Annotated in this window: 15 protein-coding genes; 2 read left to right on the plus strand and 13 right to left on the minus strand. The window is 67.3% G+C overall.

The window, feature by feature from the left end; translation table 11 throughout:
* Nucleotides 1–47 precede the first annotated feature (47 nt).
* From G8O29_RS01420 to capB, 7 genes are read right to left on the minus strand one after another with little or no spacing between them, the layout of a single operon-like run.
* Nucleotides 48–554: an ABC transporter substrate-binding protein gene (locus G8O29_RS01420; RefSeq protein WP_242678834.1), complete on the minus strand. Its 507-nt coding sequence runs from the start codon at nucleotides 552–554 to the stop codon at nucleotides 48–50.
* Nucleotides 539–1,216 carry an ABC transporter permease subunit gene (locus G8O29_RS01425; protein WP_166401441.1) on the minus strand — a complete coding sequence of 226 codons (678 nt, stop codon included), beginning with the start codon at nucleotides 1,214–1,216 and terminating at the stop codon, nucleotides 539–541. The genes G8O29_RS01420 and G8O29_RS01425 overlap by 16 nt, the downstream gene beginning before the upstream one ends.
* On the minus strand, nucleotides 1,216–2,130 hold the full coding sequence (locus G8O29_RS01430; protein ID WP_166401442.1) for a branched-chain amino acid ABC transporter permease: 915 nt from the start codon (nucleotides 2,128–2,130) through the stop codon (nucleotides 1,216–1,218). The genes G8O29_RS01425 and G8O29_RS01430 overlap by 1 nt, the downstream gene beginning before the upstream one ends.
* Nucleotides 2,130–2,864, minus strand: a complete 735-nt coding sequence (locus tag G8O29_RS01435) for an ABC transporter ATP-binding protein (RefSeq protein WP_166401443.1) — start codon at nucleotides 2,862–2,864, stop codon at nucleotides 2,130–2,132. Before G8O29_RS01435 ends, G8O29_RS01430 begins: the two co-directional genes overlap by 1 nt.
* On the minus strand, nucleotides 2,861–3,613 hold the full coding sequence (locus tag G8O29_RS01440; RefSeq protein WP_166401444.1) for an ABC transporter ATP-binding protein: 753 nt from the start codon (nucleotides 3,611–3,613) through the stop codon (nucleotides 2,861–2,863). The genes G8O29_RS01435 and G8O29_RS01440 overlap by 4 nt, the downstream gene beginning before the upstream one ends.
* Entirely contained in the window at nucleotides 3,610–5,700 is a 2,091-nt protein-coding gene (gene capA, locus G8O29_RS01445; RefSeq protein ID WP_166401445.1) for a caprolactamase subunit alpha, read from the minus strand. Before capA ends, G8O29_RS01440 begins: the two co-directional genes overlap by 4 nt.
* A gap of 13 nt (nucleotides 5,701–5,713) precedes the next feature.
* On the minus strand, nucleotides 5,714–7,504 hold the full coding sequence (gene capB, locus G8O29_RS01450) for a caprolactamase subunit beta (protein ID WP_166401446.1): 1,791 nt from the start codon (nucleotides 7,502–7,504) through the stop codon (nucleotides 5,714–5,716).
* A gap of 194 nt (nucleotides 7,505–7,698) precedes the next feature.
* On the opposite strand from capB, the gene G8O29_RS01455 reads away from it, so the two are divergent.
* Entirely contained in the window at nucleotides 7,699–8,691 is a 993-nt protein-coding gene (locus G8O29_RS01455; protein ID WP_242678835.1) for an AraC-like ligand-binding domain-containing protein, read from the plus strand.
* A gap of 83 nt (nucleotides 8,692–8,774) precedes the next feature.
* Here the strand turns inward: G8O29_RS01455 and G8O29_RS01460 are convergent, their stop codons facing one another.
* The 5 genes from G8O29_RS01460 to G8O29_RS01480 are packed head-to-tail and all read right to left on the minus strand — an operon-like array spanning nucleotide 8,775 to nucleotide 12,962.
* Nucleotides 8,775–9,743, minus strand: coding sequence for a 5-oxoprolinase subunit C family protein (locus tag G8O29_RS01460; protein WP_166401447.1), 969 nt, complete (start codon nucleotides 9,741–9,743; stop codon nucleotides 8,775–8,777).
* On the minus strand, nucleotides 9,733–10,608 hold the full coding sequence (locus G8O29_RS01465; protein ID WP_166401448.1) for a 5-oxoprolinase subunit B family protein: 876 nt from the start codon (nucleotides 10,606–10,608) through the stop codon (nucleotides 9,733–9,735). The genes G8O29_RS01460 and G8O29_RS01465 overlap by 11 nt, the downstream gene beginning before the upstream one ends.
* Nucleotides 10,609–10,618: 10 nt before the next feature.
* Nucleotides 10,619–11,995 (minus strand): acetyl-CoA carboxylase biotin carboxylase subunit, encoded by a 1,377-nt coding sequence (locus G8O29_RS01470; protein WP_166401449.1) that lies wholly within the window; start codon nucleotides 11,993–11,995, stop codon nucleotides 10,619–10,621.
* Entirely contained in the window at nucleotides 11,995–12,228 is a 234-nt protein-coding gene (locus G8O29_RS01475; protein ID WP_166401450.1) for an acetyl-CoA carboxylase, read from the minus strand. Before G8O29_RS01475 ends, G8O29_RS01470 begins: the two co-directional genes overlap by 1 nt.
* Nucleotides 12,229–12,239: 11 nt before the next feature.
* Nucleotides 12,240–12,962: a LamB/YcsF family protein gene (locus tag G8O29_RS01480; protein ID WP_166401451.1), complete on the minus strand. Its 723-nt coding sequence runs from the start codon at nucleotides 12,960–12,962 to the stop codon at nucleotides 12,240–12,242.
* 108 nt (nucleotides 12,963–13,070) lie between these two features.
* Between G8O29_RS01480 and G8O29_RS01485 the strand changes: the two genes are divergently transcribed.
* Nucleotides 13,071–13,976, plus strand: a complete 906-nt coding sequence (locus G8O29_RS01485) for a LysR family transcriptional regulator (protein WP_166401452.1) — start codon at nucleotides 13,071–13,073, stop codon at nucleotides 13,974–13,976.
* A 268-nt stretch (nucleotides 13,977–14,244) separates the two neighbouring features.
* Here G8O29_RS01485 and G8O29_RS01490 read toward each other — a convergent pair whose 3' ends face one another.
* On the minus strand, nucleotides 14,245–14,901 hold the full coding sequence (locus G8O29_RS01490) for an SOS response-associated peptidase (RefSeq protein ID WP_166401453.1): 657 nt from the start codon (nucleotides 14,899–14,901) through the stop codon (nucleotides 14,245–14,247).
* Between the last annotated feature and the right edge of the window lie 138 nt (nucleotides 14,902–15,039).

Genomic DNA, 15,039 nt, shown 5'->3' on the forward strand with positions numbered 1-15,039 from the left:
AGGGTCGGCCCCGGTGAGACGGGGCCGACAGGGGCTTGCGGAAAGCCTTACTTCATCAGGTCGGCGACCGGAATGGGCGCCGAGATCGTCCACTCGTCCACCACGCCGGGCTTGCCGTTGCTGGTCTCGACGATCAGGTAGCGGGCCTGGTTCTGGTGGTGCAGCTCGCTGGTGAAGGTGCGCGGGCCGAAGAGCGTGGGCTCTCCGTTCATCTTCTCCAGTTCCGCCACCACTGCGGCGGCCTCGGTGGTGCCAGCACGTTCCACCGCCTTCGCCCAGACGTCGACCAGCACGTAGCCCGGATAGACATACTGCGTCGAGGGGTCGCCTCCGGTGGCTTCCTTGTACTTGGCGTTGAAGGCCGTCACTTCGGGGTTCGGGTCGTCGCCGTAGATCGAGCCCTGGACCGGGACAAAGAAGTTGGACAGATCCGGCACCGCCGACAGCCAGTAGCTGCCGTCCACACCCGAGCCGTTGAGGATCATCGAGTTGATGCCCGCTGCCCGCAGCTGCTTGATGGCCGAGACCGCGCCCGGCATCATCGTGCAGAGCATGATCGCATCAGGCTCTTGTTCACGCCGCTTGCGGCGGCGGCGGTGGGTTCGTCCCGCGCGGCACGCAAGGCAAGGCCGTAGCGGCTGATCGAGAAGGCCCAGGCGACGAAGACAGCAAGGATCGCGGCGACCAGATAGGGCCAGAGGCTGCGGATGATCGGGATGCCGACGACGGATGAGGTGGCGGCGGTCACGCTCGACCAGTTGGAATAGATCGCGTTCACCATGGCCAGCATGGCGAAGGTCGCGATCGAGGCCGCGATGCCCGAAAGCCGCATCAGGACTGCGCCGAAGACAAGCGCCCAGAAGGCGGCGAAGGCTCCGCCCGCGATGGCCGCGCCCCAGAACGGGATCTCCAGCTGCGTCAGCCAATTGGGCAGGCCGGGCATCGCCATGCCCTTCATCATCGGCTTGATCGTGGTCCAGGCCGCGACATAGCCGCCGAGGCAGGCAAAGGCGATGTGGCCGAAGCTGATGACACCGGAATTGCCGATGAAGGTGTATAGCCCGACGACAAAGATCACCTGAAGGAAGATGTCGATCACGGTCTGGTTGAAGGGCCGCGACCCGGCGAACCAGGCGACCAGTGCGAAGGCCACCAGCAGCGCCGACAGGATCAGCGGCGTGGCGATGGTGCGGCGCAGGATCGAGGGACGGGCCATCAGACGCGCTCCCTGGTGCCGCGCGCGGCCAGAAGGCCCTGCGGGCGGAAGATCAGGACCAGGATGACCGCGCCATAGACGAAGGCATCGCGGAAGGCGCGGGCATCGGGCGGCAGGATCACCTGCATCACCGTGGCGATGGCGCCGAGGGCAAAGCCCGCGATCACTGCGCCCGCAAGGCTGCCCATGCCGCCGATCACCGTGGCGATGAAGGCCATCAGCATCACGCTTGCCCCCATCATGATGTTGGCCGTCCCGGTCTGCGACCCCAGGATCAGTGCAATCGCCGCTGCCAGCGCGCCTGAAAGGGCAAAGGCCCCCATGATCACCCGGTTCGCCCGGACCCCCAGCATCCGCGCCATGGTGAAGTTTTCGGCCGCCGCGCGCATCTCAAGGCCAAAACGGGTGCGGCGCAGGAAGGCGGTCAGCCCGATGAGGACCGCGATAGTCACCAGGATGGTGATCAGCTGCAAAAGCGGGATGCGCGCGCCGAAGATCTCGACCGGCTGGCTCAGCCCCGGCAGAAGCAAGATGCTTTTCGGCCGGCTGGAGAACAGCATCAGCAGGAAATAGCGGATCACGAAGCCCAGCGCGAAGGATGCGATCATCATCGTCGCGGGGTTCACCCGGCGGAAGCGGCGGAAGACCACGACCTCGGACAGGACGGAAAGCCCCGCGCCCACTGCCAGCGTGAAGGGGATGAGGAGGAACCACGGCAAGTTGCCGGCAAAGATGATGGCGACGGCATCGACCGAGGGCCACAGAAGCGCGAAGACGCAGAAGGCGATGACGTCGCCATGGGCGAAGTTGACCAGCCGCATCACGCCGAAGATCAGCGCGATGCCCAGCGCGCCGAGGGCATAGAGCGAGCCCAGCGACAATGCGTCGAAGACGACCTGCATCAACCCGCCCATCAGTGATCCCCGTATCCGAAATAGGCGGCCTGCATCGCCTCGCTTTGGCCCAGGGCGCGCGCGTCGCCGTCCAGCACGATCTCGCCCCCGCGCATCAGCATCATCCGCCCGCCGATCATCATCGCGCGGGTCGAGGACTGCTCGACGATCAGAAGGGTCAGCTTGCGCTCGGCGCGCAGCGCGATGAGGCGTTCGTAAACCTGGTCGGTGATGTTCGGCGCAAGGCCGAGGCTTGGCTCGTCGATCGCCACCAGCCGAGGCGTTGTCATCAGCGCGCGCCCGATGACCAGCATCTGCTGCTGCCCGCCTGACAGAAGGCCCGCCTGGCTGTGGCGCCGCTCCTTCAGGATCGGGAAGGTGGCATAGACCGCCTCCAGCTCGGTTGCCGCCCGGGCCCGCCAGCCGCGGGTGGCCGCATGCATCCCGGTGCCCACCATCAGGTTTTCCTCGATGGTGAGCGAACCGAACACGTCGCGCCCCTCGGGCACCATGGACAGGCCAAGGCGGGCGATGTCCTCGGGTGCCTCGCCGGTGATGTCGTGGTCGGCAAAATCCACCCGGCCACCCGCGGGCGGCGTCACCCCCGCGATGGCACGCAGAAGCGACGATTTCCCCGCCCCGTTCGGCCCGGTGATGAACAGGACCTCGCCTTCGGCGAGCGTGAAGGTCACGCCGCGCACGGCCGTCAGGCGGCCGTAGCGGACCGAGACGTTGGAGAGCGACAGCAGGCTCATGCCTCGACCTCCAGCACGGGCAGGTCGATGTCGGCGGCGCTGCCCATGTAGGCGTGCCGCACCTTCTCGCTGGCGCGGATGGCCTCGGGCGGGCCGGTCTCTATAACGGCGCCACTGTCGAGGACGACGATATGGTCGCAAAGGCCAAGGACGAGGCCTACGTTGTGTTCGATCAGAAGGACGCCGCAGCCCATTTCCACGGCGATGCGGCGGATGAGGGCGGAAAGCTCGGCCGCCTCCTGCGCGCTCATCCCGGCGGCGGGTTCGTCGAGCAGCAGGAACTTCGGCCGCCCCATCAGCGCCCGGCCGATGGCCACGCGGCGCTCGTCGGTATAGGGCAGCGCGCCCGCGATCCGACCCGCCAGGGGCGCGATGCCGACCCAGTCGAGCATCGCCTCGGCCTCGGCGATGGCGACGGCGCGAGACTGGCCGAGGCCCACGCCCGTGACTTCCAGGTTGTCGATCACCGGCAGGTCGCGGAAGAGCCGCCCGCCCTGGAAGGTCCGCGCGATGCCACGGCGGCGCACCTCATGCGGCTTCAGGCTGCCAAGGGGCTGGCCGTCCAGCAGCACAGCACCTTCCGTCGCGGCCTGAAACCCGGTCAGCACGTTGACAAGCGTGGTCTTGCCCGCCCCGTTCGGGCCGATCAGCCCCACGATCTGGCCCGGGGTCACCGTCAGGTCCACCCCCGACAGCGCTTTCAGCCCGGCGAAGGCCACGGATACCTTGTCAGCGCGGAGTTCTGTCATCTTGCTCCTTTCCGGTCGCGGGTGATGAGGTAGGAGCCGCTGGCATCCAGCCGCGCGGTCCAGCCCGGTTCGATGACGATGGTGGTGGTCACTTCCTCGATCACCGCCGGCCCCTTGATGACCGCATCGGCGCCCAGCGGTGTGCCGTCATAGATCGGGGTCCGGGTACGCTTGCCATCGGCGCTGAACACCGCGTCTCGGTGGCCCTTCAGCGCCTTCTGCGGCGTGACACCTTTGCCGATGGCCATCCGCGCGGGCTTGTCCACCACGCCGTAAAGCGTGCTTTCGATGTTCACGACCTCGACGGTCGAGGCAGGCTCGGCGTAGGTGTAAAGTTCCTTGTGGCGCTTGTGGAAGGCGTCCTTGACCTTGCCGATGGATTTCGCGTCCACCTTGAAGGTGCCGATTTCCACGGTGCATTCGTGGACCTGGCCGACATAGCGCATGTCAAGGCTGCGCTTCGTCACGATATCCTTGCCCTTGAAGCCGTCGCACTTCAGGTGCGCGACGCCCTGCGCCTCGATCTGGGCGAAGAGTTCGTCGATCCGGGCATAGGCCGCGTCCTTGTCCAGCCGCAAGGGCGCGGTGGCCATGTAGTTGTATTTCACGTCGCTGATGATCTGGCCAAAGGCGCAAAGACCCGAGGCAAGCTTCGGCAGGACGATGGTGTCGATCCCCATCGCGTCGGCCAGCGCGGTGATATGCGCCGCCGTCGCCCCCCCGGCGCCGACCAGCACGAAGTCGCGCGGGTCATAGCCGCGTTCCACCGTCACCCGGCGGATGCCGTTGACCATGTTGGCGTTGACGATGGTGAACATGCCGTAGGCGGCGCGTTCGACGCTCATCTTCAAAGGGTCGGCGAGGTTCGTCTTGATCGCCTGATGCGCCTTGGCGGCATCCAGCGGCAGGCGGCCGCCGACCAGGCCGTCGGGGTTGAGGTAGCCGAGAACCAGGTTCGCGTCCGACACGGTCGGAAGCTTCCCGCCCTGGCCATAGCAGGCCGGGCCGGGGTCGGAGCCCGCCGATTGCGGGCCCATCTGCATCAGCCCCATCTCGTCGATCCAGCCGATGCTGCCGCCCCCGGCGCCCAGCGTCTCCACCTGGATCATCGGCACCCCGATCCGGTAGCGCAGGAAGTCGATGTTCTTGTTGATGTTGGTGCTGCCATCCTTGGTCAGCGTGATGTCGAACGAGGTGCCGCCCATGTCGACGGTGATGACGTTGCGATGGCCGAAGGGCTCGCAGACATACTGCCCGGCGGCGGGCGCCGAGGCGGGGCCGGAGTTGATGGCATAGACCGACCGGTCCGTCATCGCCTGCCCGACGGCAAGCCCGCCGTTCGACTGGTAGTAGCGCACCGGCTGCCTGGCACCGAGGCCGCGGAAATAGCTGTCCACCGCCTCGACATAGCGCTTCATGATCGGGGCGAGATAGGCGTTCACCACCGCTGTCGAGGTGCGGGTATATTCGCGGACCTGCGGGTAAAGCTCAGACCCAAGGGTCAGCACCACGCCCGGCAGCATCTCGCGCACGATCTCGCCGGCGCGGCGCTCGTGGTCGGGGTGCAGCACCGACCAGACGAAGCTGATCGCCACGGTCTCCACCCCCTCGGCGCGGAACAGTTCGCAGGCGGCGCGGACATCGGCCTCGTTCAGGGCCTCGCGCACGGACCCATCCGAAAGCACCCGTTCCCGCACGCCGCGCCGCAGATAGCGCGGCACCAGCATGGTCGCGGGCGGATAATCGGCGTCATAGCGGTAGCCGTCCTCCTTGTGGCCAAGGCGGATCTCCAGGCTGTCCTCATGCCCCGCCGTGCAGATCAGCCCGGTCTTGGCCCCCGTGTGGGTGATCAGCGCATTCAGCCCCACGGTCGTACCGTTGATGCAGAGGTCGCAGTTCGACACCACCTTTTCGGGCGAGACACCCAGTTCCTCGGAGATCAGCGCAAGGCCGTTGCGGATCGCCAGCGTCGGGTCCTGCGGGGTGGAGAGCGCCTTGAACAGGCGCACCTGGCCCGTTCTGTCGGCCAGAACGAAGTCGGTGAAGGTGCCGCCCGCGTCGATGCCCAGTCGGTAATCGGATTTCATCTCTCGCTCCCCCTCAGTTCGCGGCCATGGCGGCGCGGCGACGGGCGCGCAGCTCTTCGGTTGCCTTGATGTCCACGTGCAGCGTGGCGGGGTCGGTGATGATGACTCCGTAATCCTCCCTTGCGCCAATGATCGAGACGAGGTTGTTCTTGACGTCCCAGACGACCTTTTCGACCGCCCGGTCCATCGGGTTGCCGTAACCGCCGCCGCCGGGGTTCATGTTGGTGATCCGGTCGCCGGGCCTGATGACCTTGATGACGTTCTCGCGGATGGTCTCGTGCCGGTCGCCCTCGACCAGCTCCAGCCGCCCGACCTTGGTGTCGATGATCGTCGAAGTCGCCCCCGCAGCCCCCACCGCCGGGATGCGGCGGCCTTCGCCGAAGGTGATGAAGGTCATCTCGTCATTCAGGGGCTCCACCTCCCAGGCGGTGCCCGATCCGCCGCGGAATTTCCCCGCGCCGCCACTGTCGGTCATCAGGGAATAGCGGTGGATGATGATGGGGTAGCTGTATTCCAGCAGTTCCACGTCGCCCGAGGTCAGCGCGCCGAAGCAGCATTCCGGCCCGCAGGCGTGCCAGCCGTCCTGGCTGGGGGTGGCCCCTGCCCCGCTGATGATGGTGGCCAGCACCATCGTGACGTATTCCTCGTCATGCCGCTTGTCCCAGCCGGCGATGTTGAGGCCGTTTGCGTGCCCCCACGAGGCCGAGACCTTGGAGGGCACCGCCTTTTCGAAAGCCAGCCGGACCGCGTCGGTCAGCGTCTCCATCGGGGTGGTGGTGCAGTTCATGTGCGGCGCGGGTTCTGCCGCGTTGCAGATCGTGCCCTTGGGGCCGAAATCCACCGTCACGCAGCGGTAAAGCCCTTCGTTGTAGGGCGGCGGCAGCTGCGCGAACATCATCAGGCCGAGGTAGACGCCGGAATGGCTGTTCCCCTCGTAGCTGTTGATGAAATAGGGGATCTGCGGCGGCGAGGCGATTGCGATGTGGCAGCTGTCTCCCTTGATGGTGACGGTTGCCTTGATCTCGAAATCGCCATGGCCGTGGCCCGCATCCTCAAGGATCGCCATGCCTTCGTAGGTGCCGTCCGGCACGCCCGCAATCAGGCCGCGCATCTGGCGTTCGGCCATGTCGAGAAGCGTGTCGATGCAGGCATCGACCTGTTCCTCGCCGTATTTCTCCAGCATCGCCAGAAGCGCGCGTTCGCCCACCTGGCAGGCACCGATCAGCGCGTTGAAATCGCCCTCCTGGTCACGGCGCGCGCGCATGTTGGTCAGGATGAAGTTCAGCACGTCCTTGCGCGGCACGCCCCGGTCCCAGACCTTGACCGGCGGGATGCGCAGGCATTCGGCGTAGATTTCCCTGGCATTAGGGTTGTAGCCCGCCGGAACCGGGCCGCCCACGTCGGTCAGGTGGCCCTTGCAGACGGTCCAGTATTTCAGCTTTCCCTTCCAGAACACCGGCTTGTAGAAGCAGGTGTCAATGGCGTGGCTGCCGCCCCAGGCCGGGTCGTTGTGGATGATGAGGTCGCCTTCGTGGATGTCGCCCTCGAAATACTTCGCCACCACCTTCATCGCCGGGATCAGCGACCCCAGGTGGATCGGGATGTCCTGGCCTTGCAGGATCATCTCTGGGCGGTGGTTGAACAGCGCCGTGGAATAGTCGTGCGCCAGGTTGAACACGGACGACCGCGCGGTCTTTTCCAAGGACAGCGTCATCTCGCGCTGCGTCGTTTCCAGGATGCCCCGGACCACCGACAGGGTGATCGGATCCACCTCGACCTTCTTCTTCCCTTGCGTTCTCGCCATCACGAAGCCCTCCCGTAAGGGCCGCGCAACAGGGGAACGGTCGGGCGGAAGGCCCGGGCGTCATATCTGCCTTCCCTGTCGCGCGGCGTCTGTTGCGCCGTTGATCGGGGAAGGCTAGCGGCGCGATTGCGCCCGCGTCTTTGCACGGGGTGCACTGGCTTTTGCGTCTGAGCGCAAGGCGGCAGGATGCCCGCTTGTCCGACTCGCGCGCCCATGGCCAGATGGCCACAAGGGGACAGGACGCGATGAAGAGCACCATCACCACGCGCGGGGTGGACCGGGCGGCCCGCAGCCGGCACTGGCACGAAACCATCGCGCGCGCCTATTTTCCGCTGGACCTGACCTTCCCCCAGCCCGAGGCCTTCGACGGCGAGCTGACCTCCTGGGATCTGGGGGGCGTGTCGATCTCGCGGCTGACCTCCGATCCGCTGCTCTATCGCCGTCTGCCCAGGCACTTCCGCGAGCCGGGGCCCGAGGAATTCCTGGTCACACTGCCCGCCAGGTCCGAAGTCCGCTTCGCCCAGGGCGGCAGGGAAGTGCGCGCCAACCCCGGCGCCTTCTTCATCGAGCGCAGCCATGAGCCCTACGAGTTCAGCCACGCCGAACCTGCCGACCTCTGGGTGATGAAACTGGGCAAGGACATGCTGGGCGGGCGCATCCGCGCGCCGGACCGGTTCTGCTCTCTCCAGTTCGATGCGACGAACGGGGCGAACGGGCTTTTCGTGGACATGGTCCACCTGATCCCCGGGCGCTATGACGCGATGACCGAGGAGACCCGCGCCATCGTCGGCCGGCAGCTGGTGGACCTTCTGGCGCTCGCCATCCAGTCGGACGACCGGGTGCTGACCTCGGGCGCGTCCAGCGTGCGGGCGGCGCATCTGGCGCGGATCGAGGCCTTCGTGCGCCGCCATATCGACGACCCCGCGCTTGGCCCGGACAAGGTGGCGGCGGGCTGCGGGATTTCCGTGCGCTACCTGCACGAGCTTCTGCGCGACACCAACATGACGCTCGGCCAGTGGATCCGCGACACGCGGCTCATGGCGGCAATGGAGGATTTGCAGAACCCCGCCGACCGCCGCGCCATCGGCGAGATCGCCTATGCGCGCGGTTTCACCGACCAGGCGCAGTTCTCCCGCGCCTTCCGGGCGCGCTTCGGGGTGACCCCGAAAGAGGCGCGCGGGCGCTAGCGGACCGCTCATCGTCGCACTTCGTGCGCTCTTCGCTGTGATGCGAAGACAAGCCGAAGGCGCAGGATGAGCGGACGGGCGCATCACCGTCCCAGATGATCGCGCACGCGGGCGAGGGCCGCCTGCCGGTCGGCCCGCGCGGCCAGCGCCTGATCCATCGTCACCTCGACGAAGCGCGCCGGGGCATGCGGCTGCAACTGGCCGATCAGGTCCATGTCGGCGCTGATGACGCAGCCCAGCATCATGTAGCCCCCGCCCGACACCGCGTCGCGGTGCAGCACGATCGGCTCCGTCCCGCCCGGCACCTGAATGCTGCCGTAGGGATAGCAGGCATCGACGATGTTCGACGGGTTCGACCCCGCCCCGAAGGGCTGTTCGCGCGGCACGAAGTCCAGCGCCGTGCCGCCCTTGAAGCGATAGCCGATCCGGTCCGCCTCGGGCGCGACCTTCCAGGTGTCGGCGAAGAAGCGCTTTCCCGCCTCGGCGGTGATCCGGTGCCAGTAGAGCCCCGGCAGCATCCGCAGTTCCGCCGGGCTACCCGGCATCCGCCGCAAGGCCGCCGGGACGCTGCCCTTGCCCGCCTTCCCGGCGCCGACCGGCAATTCGTCGCCCGCCTTCAGCGCGCGCCCCTCGTGCCCGCCCAGCGCCCCGAGCGTGTAGGTCGAGCGCGAGCCGAGTTTCACCGGCACGTCGATCCCGCCCGAGACCGCGATATAGGCCCGGGCACCGGATTTCAGGAAGCCGAAGGACAGCCGGTCCCCCGCCCTGACCGGGAAGGCCTCCCAGCCCGGCCGCTCCTCGCCGTTCAGCTTCGGCGGCAGATCGCCCCCCGTCACCGCCAACGTGGCGGGCGCGGTGAATTCCAGCTCCGGCCCCGTGAACACGGCTTCCAGAACCGCGGCGCCCTCGTCGTTGCCGACCAGCATGTTGGCCACGCGCAGGGCGAAACGGTCCATGCCCCCCGAGAGGGGAATGCCCAGATGGTAGTAGCCTGGACGCCCAAGGTCCTGCACGGTGGTCGAAAGACCGGGAGAAATCACCTTAACGGCCATGAAGCGCCTCCATCAGCCTGGCGTTGGTACCGGCCATGTCGTTGTTGAACTCGGAAAGCGAGAAGGTCGCCGGGCGGATCACCGGTTCGAAGCGGTTCGCCTCGACCGCTTCCAGCGCCGCGTCGTAGTCGTCGCGGCTGATCGGCTTCCACTTCACGATGTCGCCGGGCCGGAACAGGCACATCTCCTCGCGCAGGTAGGAGACCTGCTGGTTCGGGTCGTAGATCGGCATCGGCGTGATCCCGAACATCTGGTAGCCACCGGCCCCCCGGACTGAGTAGATGCAGGAAAAGCAGCCGCCATGGCCCACCGTCAGCTTCGGCGTATCGGTGCGCGGGCGCAGGTATTTCGGCACCTGCAACTGCCGTTCGCGCTCGACCATCTGATAGAGGAACGGCAGCCCCGCGACGAAGCCCACCATCGAGACGAACCAGGGCTGGCTGGAATGGGCCTTGATGAAGTTCTCGACCGTCCCGAGGCCGTTGATCTCGGCGGCATATTCAAGGTCGGTCCTGGTCGGGTCCTGGTGCCGTTCGCGGAAGCGCATCAGCGTCTCGTGCGTCCAGGGGTCCTGATAGAGGACCGGGATCTCGATGATCCGGGTCTGAAGGCTCGCGTCGGACTGCGAGGCCGCCGCCTCCATTCCCTGCAATTCCTTCAACAGGTCGCCCGGCCTGATCCGGTCTGGGTCGAATTTGACCTGGAAGCTCGCGTTCGCCGGGCAGATCTCGGTCACGCCCTTGATCCCGGCTGCCTTGACCGCGTTGGTCATCGACAGCGAGGTGAAGAAGGCTTCCAGCGACATGGATTCGGAGACTTCCCCGAAGATGTGCTCGTCGCCTCCGAAGCTGAAACGGATCGTCATGGTCCCTCCCTCATGGTTCCAGCTCCGGCACCAGCCGGGCGGAGTGGGTGTCGAGCCAGCCTTCCAGCCAGCGGGTGTGAACGGCATTGGCCTGCACGGCCGCGTCCTCGGCCAGGGCCAGGAACAGGGGGCGCGTGGTGCGCAGGCCCTCGATCCGGGTTTCCTTCAGCGCGCGGACCAGGCGGGCAATCGCGGCCTCGCGCGTCTCGCCATGCACCACCAGCTTGGCCAGCAGCGGGTCGTAGAAGGGCGGCACGGTATAGCCCGCATAAAGCATCGATTCGAACCGCACGCCCGGCCCGCCCGGCACGCGCAGGGCGGAAACCGTGCCGGGGAAGGGCGCGAAGTCGCGCGACGGATCCTCGGCGTTCAGCCGCACCTCGATGGCATGGCCGCGCGCCACGATGTCGTGCTGCTTCAGCCGCAGCGGCTCGCCGCCTGCGATCCGCAACCCCTCGGCCACCAGGTCGATGCCGGTGATCATCTCGGTCACCGGGTGTTCCACCTGGATGCGGGTGTTCATCTCGATGAAGAAGAAGCGGTCGCTTTCGTCGTCGTAGAGGTATTCGATCGTCCCCGCGCCGGAATAGCCGACTGCCTTGGCCAGCCGCACCGCACTCTGGCACAGTTCCTCCCGCACCCGATCAGACAGCGCGCTGGAGGGCGCCTCTTCCCAGACCTTCTGGCGGCGGCGTTGCAGGCTGCATTCCCGCTCCCAGCAATGCACCGCGTCCACGCCGTCGCCCAGCACCTGCACCTCGATGTGCCGCGCCCTGGTGATGACCTTCTCCATGTATAGGCCGCCGTCGCCGAAGGCAGCCAGCGCCTCTGCCGCGGCCTGGGGGAAGGCGGCTTCGAACTCGGCCAGATCGCTGGCGATGCGGATGCCCCGCCCGCCGCCGCCGGCCGCAGCCTTGATCATCACCGGAAAGCCGGTGTCCATCAGGATGTGCCGCGCTTCCTCGATACCGGCCACGCGGCCCAGGCTTCCCGGCACCACCGGCACCCCCGCCGCATGGGCGGCCGAGCGCGCGGCCACCTTGTCGCCCATGGTGCGGATCGCGTCACCGGACGGCCCGACAAAGACCAGCCCCGCCGCGGTGCAGGCATCGGCGAAATCGGCGTTCTCGGCCAGGAAGCCGTAGCCGGGATGCACGCTGTCCGCGCCCGTGTCGGCGGAAGCCTTCAGGATCGCGGCCTGATTGAGATAGCTTTTCTTCGCCGCCGGCGGACCGATGCTCACCGCCTCGTCCGCTATCTGGACATGCAGCGCCTCCTCGTCGGCATCCGAATGGACGGCCACGGTCGCGATCCCGAGGTCCTGCGCCGCGCGGATCACCCGCACGGCAATTTCCCCGCGATTGGCGACCAGCAGCTTCTTCAGCATCAATCCACCTCGGCCAGAACGGCGCCCGCCATAACGGGTTCCTCGTTGTCGGCGACGAAACGGATGTTCGCCCCGGCCACTTCGGACCGCACCTCGTGAAAGGACTTCATCACCTCGATCAGCCCGATCACGTCGCCGACGGCGACGGCATCGCCATCGGCCTTGAAGGGCGGCTTGTCGGGCGCGGAGGCGCGGTAGAAAGTGCCGGGCAGCGGAGACTGGATCTGGGCCATGGAATGTCCTTTCAGGTGTAGGGCTGGACGGCGGCCCGCACGGCGCGGGCGATGTCGATGGCGTTCGGCGTGTCGGAGTGGATACAGATCGAATCGCAGCGCACGGGAATGTCGCTGCCATCCGTCGCCGTGCCCTTGCCCTCGGTGATCGCCCGCAGGCAGCGCGCGGCCATCAGCGCGGGGTCCTTTGCGTCATGCTCGCGCGTCACGATCAGGCTGCCGTCGGGGCGGTATTCCAGATCGGCGTAGAACTCGGCCACGAACCCGTGCCCGCGCGCCGGGTAGATCCGTTCGTGCAGCGTGCCCGTCATGCCCAGAAGCGGCACCTTGAAGACATCCGCCGCGTCGCAGATGGCATGCGCGATGTCCTCCTGCCGGGCGGCCATCCCGTAAAGGCTGCCATGCGGCTTGATGTGGTTCAGCTCCATCCCCTCTGCCCGCAGGAAACCCGTCAGCGCGCCGACCTGGTAGATGATGCAGTTGGCCATTTCCTCGCGGCCCATCCTCATCTCGCGCCGACCGAAGCCTTGCAGGTCGGGCAGGCTGGGATGCGCACCGACCTTCACCCCATGCCGCTTGGCCAGCCGCACCGTGGCGCGCATGTGGTCGAAATCGCTGGCGTGAAAGCCGCATGCCACATTGGCGATGTGGATGAAGGGCATCAGCCCTGCGTCATCCCCCATCCGCCAGAGACCAAAGCTTTCCCCCATGTCACAGTTGACCGTGACAGGCATGGCATCCTCCGAACTGTCGCCAATGACAGGATGGTGACCCGAGTCGGTGCGCATAGGCAAATACGAAATTCTGCAAGACGATATCGAAAAAATTGATATGCTCTCCTCATGTCGCTGACCCTGAAACAGCTCCGCTATTTCATCGCCGCCGCCGAGACCGGACAGATCAGCCATGCCGCGATGGAGATGAACGTCTCGCAATCCGCGGTCACGGCCAGCATCCAGGGCCTTGAGGCCGACCTCGGGGTCAAGCTCTTGACCCGCAGCGCGCAGGGTGTCGCCGTCACGCCGGAAGGCGCGCGGTTCCTGGCCCGCGCGCGCGGGATCATGGCCGCGGTCGAGGATGCGACCCGCAGCCCGTTGGGAGAGGAGTCGCGCGTCACCGGCCGCCTGCGCCTTGGGGTGACCTATACCGTCGCGGGCTACTTCATGGCCCGGCATTACGCCGCCTTCCGCCGCAGCTACCCCGGGATCACGCTGGAACTGTCCGAACAGCCAAGGGCGGCCGTCGAGAACGCGCTGGTCACCGGGGGCCTGGACCTTGCGGTCCTTTTGACCTCCAACCTGGCCAACCACGACGAACTTGACGCCGAAACACTGTTCCGGTCGCGCCGCAGGCTCTGGCTGCCATCGGACCACCCGCTGCTGGCCTCGCCGCAGGTCAGCCTGCACGACGTGGCGCGGCTGCCTTACGTCATGCTGACCGTGGACGAGGCCAGCCGCACAACCGGTCGCTACTGGGATCACTACGGCCTTACACCGCAGGTGGTGTTCTCGACCTCCTCGGTCGAGGCCGTCCGATCCATGGTCGCGGCCGGGATGGGGGTCACGATCCTGTCCGACATGGTCTACCGGCCCTGGTCCCTGGAAGGGCAACGGATCGAACAGCGCGTCACGGTCGAACCCGTGCCATCGATGGACGTGGGCCTCACCTGGGCGCGCGCTCGGCCCCTCTCGGGTCCGGCACAGGTGTTCCGCGCCTTCCTGTCGCTGACGCTGAGCTCTGGCGGATGATGCCGGCGCGGCGCCGGTCATCAAGGCGCCCGGACCCCGGAACGGCCTCGCAAGTGACCTGGCGGGACGGGGAGAGGGGACATCGACCCCGCCACGCCCGGCAACCGCAGCCGCAGGGAACCTGCCTTTCCGCTTTCCGCCCTGAGCCGGGGTCAGGATGCTGCCCGCGCCACCTTCGCCCGCCGACAGATCCGGGACTGACGACCCAGGATATTTCCATCACACAACACCCGCGCCGAAGGTCGGACAGCACCTCGCCGGGCGCGCTTCACGCCGCGACCGGGACGATCAGCCCCGCGCCCGAGGCCCGGTTCGAGTTGACCTCGACCCCCACGCGCCAGGGCCGGTTCAGCACCCCCTCCGCCACCGGTCGCATCAGGGTCGCCGCACCGTGCCCCGCCTCGCCCAGCCAGAGCGGCCAGTCCGCCCGCTCCAGGATCACCGGCTCGCGGTGGTGGATGCCGGCCATGCCCGGACCTGCCTCGGTCGAGACGATGGCGACGGTATCCAGGTCGCGCCACCGCTGCCAGACGCCCGCCAGCGCCATCGGCTGGCCATCCGCACGGGTGAAATACCAGGGCAGCCGGGCCTTGCCCTCGCCCGCGCTCCATTCGTAGAAGCCCGAGGCCGGGACGATGCAGCGCCGCTCGCGGATCGCGGCCTTGAAGGCGGGTTTCGCCGCCACAGTGTCGGACCGCGCGTTGATGATCAGCGGCCCGTCGTTCGGCGCCTTGTACCAGGCCGGGATGAAGCCCCAGCGCATCGCCCGCAGCCGCCGCACCCCGCCCTCGGACGTCACCACCGCGACGCTATTCGTCGGGCAGACGTTGAAGTTCGGCGTGACCGGCAGATCATTGCCCGGCACGGCGTCGAACAGCGCCGCCAGCGCCGCGTTCGGATGGGTGATTGTGAACCGCCCGCACATGCGCCCGAAGCCTAGCCCGATCCGGCCGCGATGCAAGCCGCCCGGCCGCTGCGGCCTGACGGGCAAAAGCCGGGCCATGACGGCGGGCGCCGCAATCTGGGGCCGGGCAGGGCGCCCCGGCGAACGCCCCCGCCCGCC

Origin of the sequence: Rhodobacter calidifons (assembly GCF_011174775.1) — a bacterium.
GTDB lineage: Bacteria > Pseudomonadota > Alphaproteobacteria > Rhodobacterales > Rhodobacteraceae > Tabrizicola > Tabrizicola calidifons.

What these genes read in the sequence shown, in the direction of transcription:
- G8O29_RS01420 (WP_242678834.1), bottom strand. Translation starts at nt 554, where the DNA reads ATGCTCTGCACGATGATGCCGGGCGCGGTCTCGGCCATCAAGCAGCTG.
- G8O29_RS01425 (WP_166401441.1), bottom strand. Translation starts at nt 1,216, where the DNA reads ATGGCCCGTCCCTCGATCCTGCGCCGCACCATCGCCACGCCGCTGATC.
- G8O29_RS01430 (WP_166401442.1), bottom strand. Translation starts at nt 2,130, where the DNA reads ATGGGCGGGTTGATGCAGGTCGTCTTCGACGCATTGTCGCTGGGCTCG.
- G8O29_RS01435 (WP_166401443.1), bottom strand. Translation starts at nt 2,864, where the DNA reads ATGAGCCTGCTGTCGCTCTCCAACGTCTCGGTCCGCTACGGCCGCCTG.
- G8O29_RS01440 (WP_166401444.1), bottom strand. Translation starts at nt 3,613, where the DNA reads ATGACAGAACTCCGCGCTGACAAGGTATCCGTGGCCTTCGCCGGGCTG.
- capA (WP_166401445.1), bottom strand. Translation starts at nt 5,700, where the DNA reads ATGAAATCCGATTACCGACTGGGCATCGACGCGGGCGGCACCTTCACC.
- capB (WP_166401446.1), bottom strand. Translation starts at nt 7,504, where the DNA reads ATGGCGAGAACGCAAGGGAAGAAGAAGGTCGAGGTGGATCCGATCACC.
- G8O29_RS01460 (WP_166401447.1), bottom strand. Translation starts at nt 9,743, where the DNA reads ATGGCCGTTAAGGTGATTTCTCCCGGTCTTTCGACCACCGTGCAGGAC.
- G8O29_RS01465 (WP_166401448.1), bottom strand. Translation starts at nt 10,608, where the DNA reads ATGACGATCCGTTTCAGCTTCGGAGGCGACGAGCACATCTTCGGGGAA.
- G8O29_RS01470 (WP_166401449.1), bottom strand. Translation starts at nt 11,995, where the DNA reads ATGCTGAAGAAGCTGCTGGTCGCCAATCGCGGGGAAATTGCCGTGCGG.
- G8O29_RS01475 (WP_166401450.1), bottom strand. Translation starts at nt 12,228, where the DNA reads ATGGCCCAGATCCAGTCTCCGCTGCCCGGCACTTTCTACCGCGCCTCC.
- G8O29_RS01480 (WP_166401451.1), bottom strand. Translation starts at nt 12,962, where the DNA reads ATGCCTGTCACGGTCAACTGTGACATGGGGGAAAGCTTTGGTCTCTGG.
- G8O29_RS01485 (WP_166401452.1), top strand. Translation starts at nt 13,071, where the DNA reads ATGTCGCTGACCCTGAAACAGCTCCGCTATTTCATCGCCGCCGCCGAG.
- G8O29_RS01490 (WP_166401453.1), bottom strand. Translation starts at nt 14,901, where the DNA reads ATGTGCGGGCGGTTCACAATCACCCATCCGAACGCGGCGCTGGCGGCG.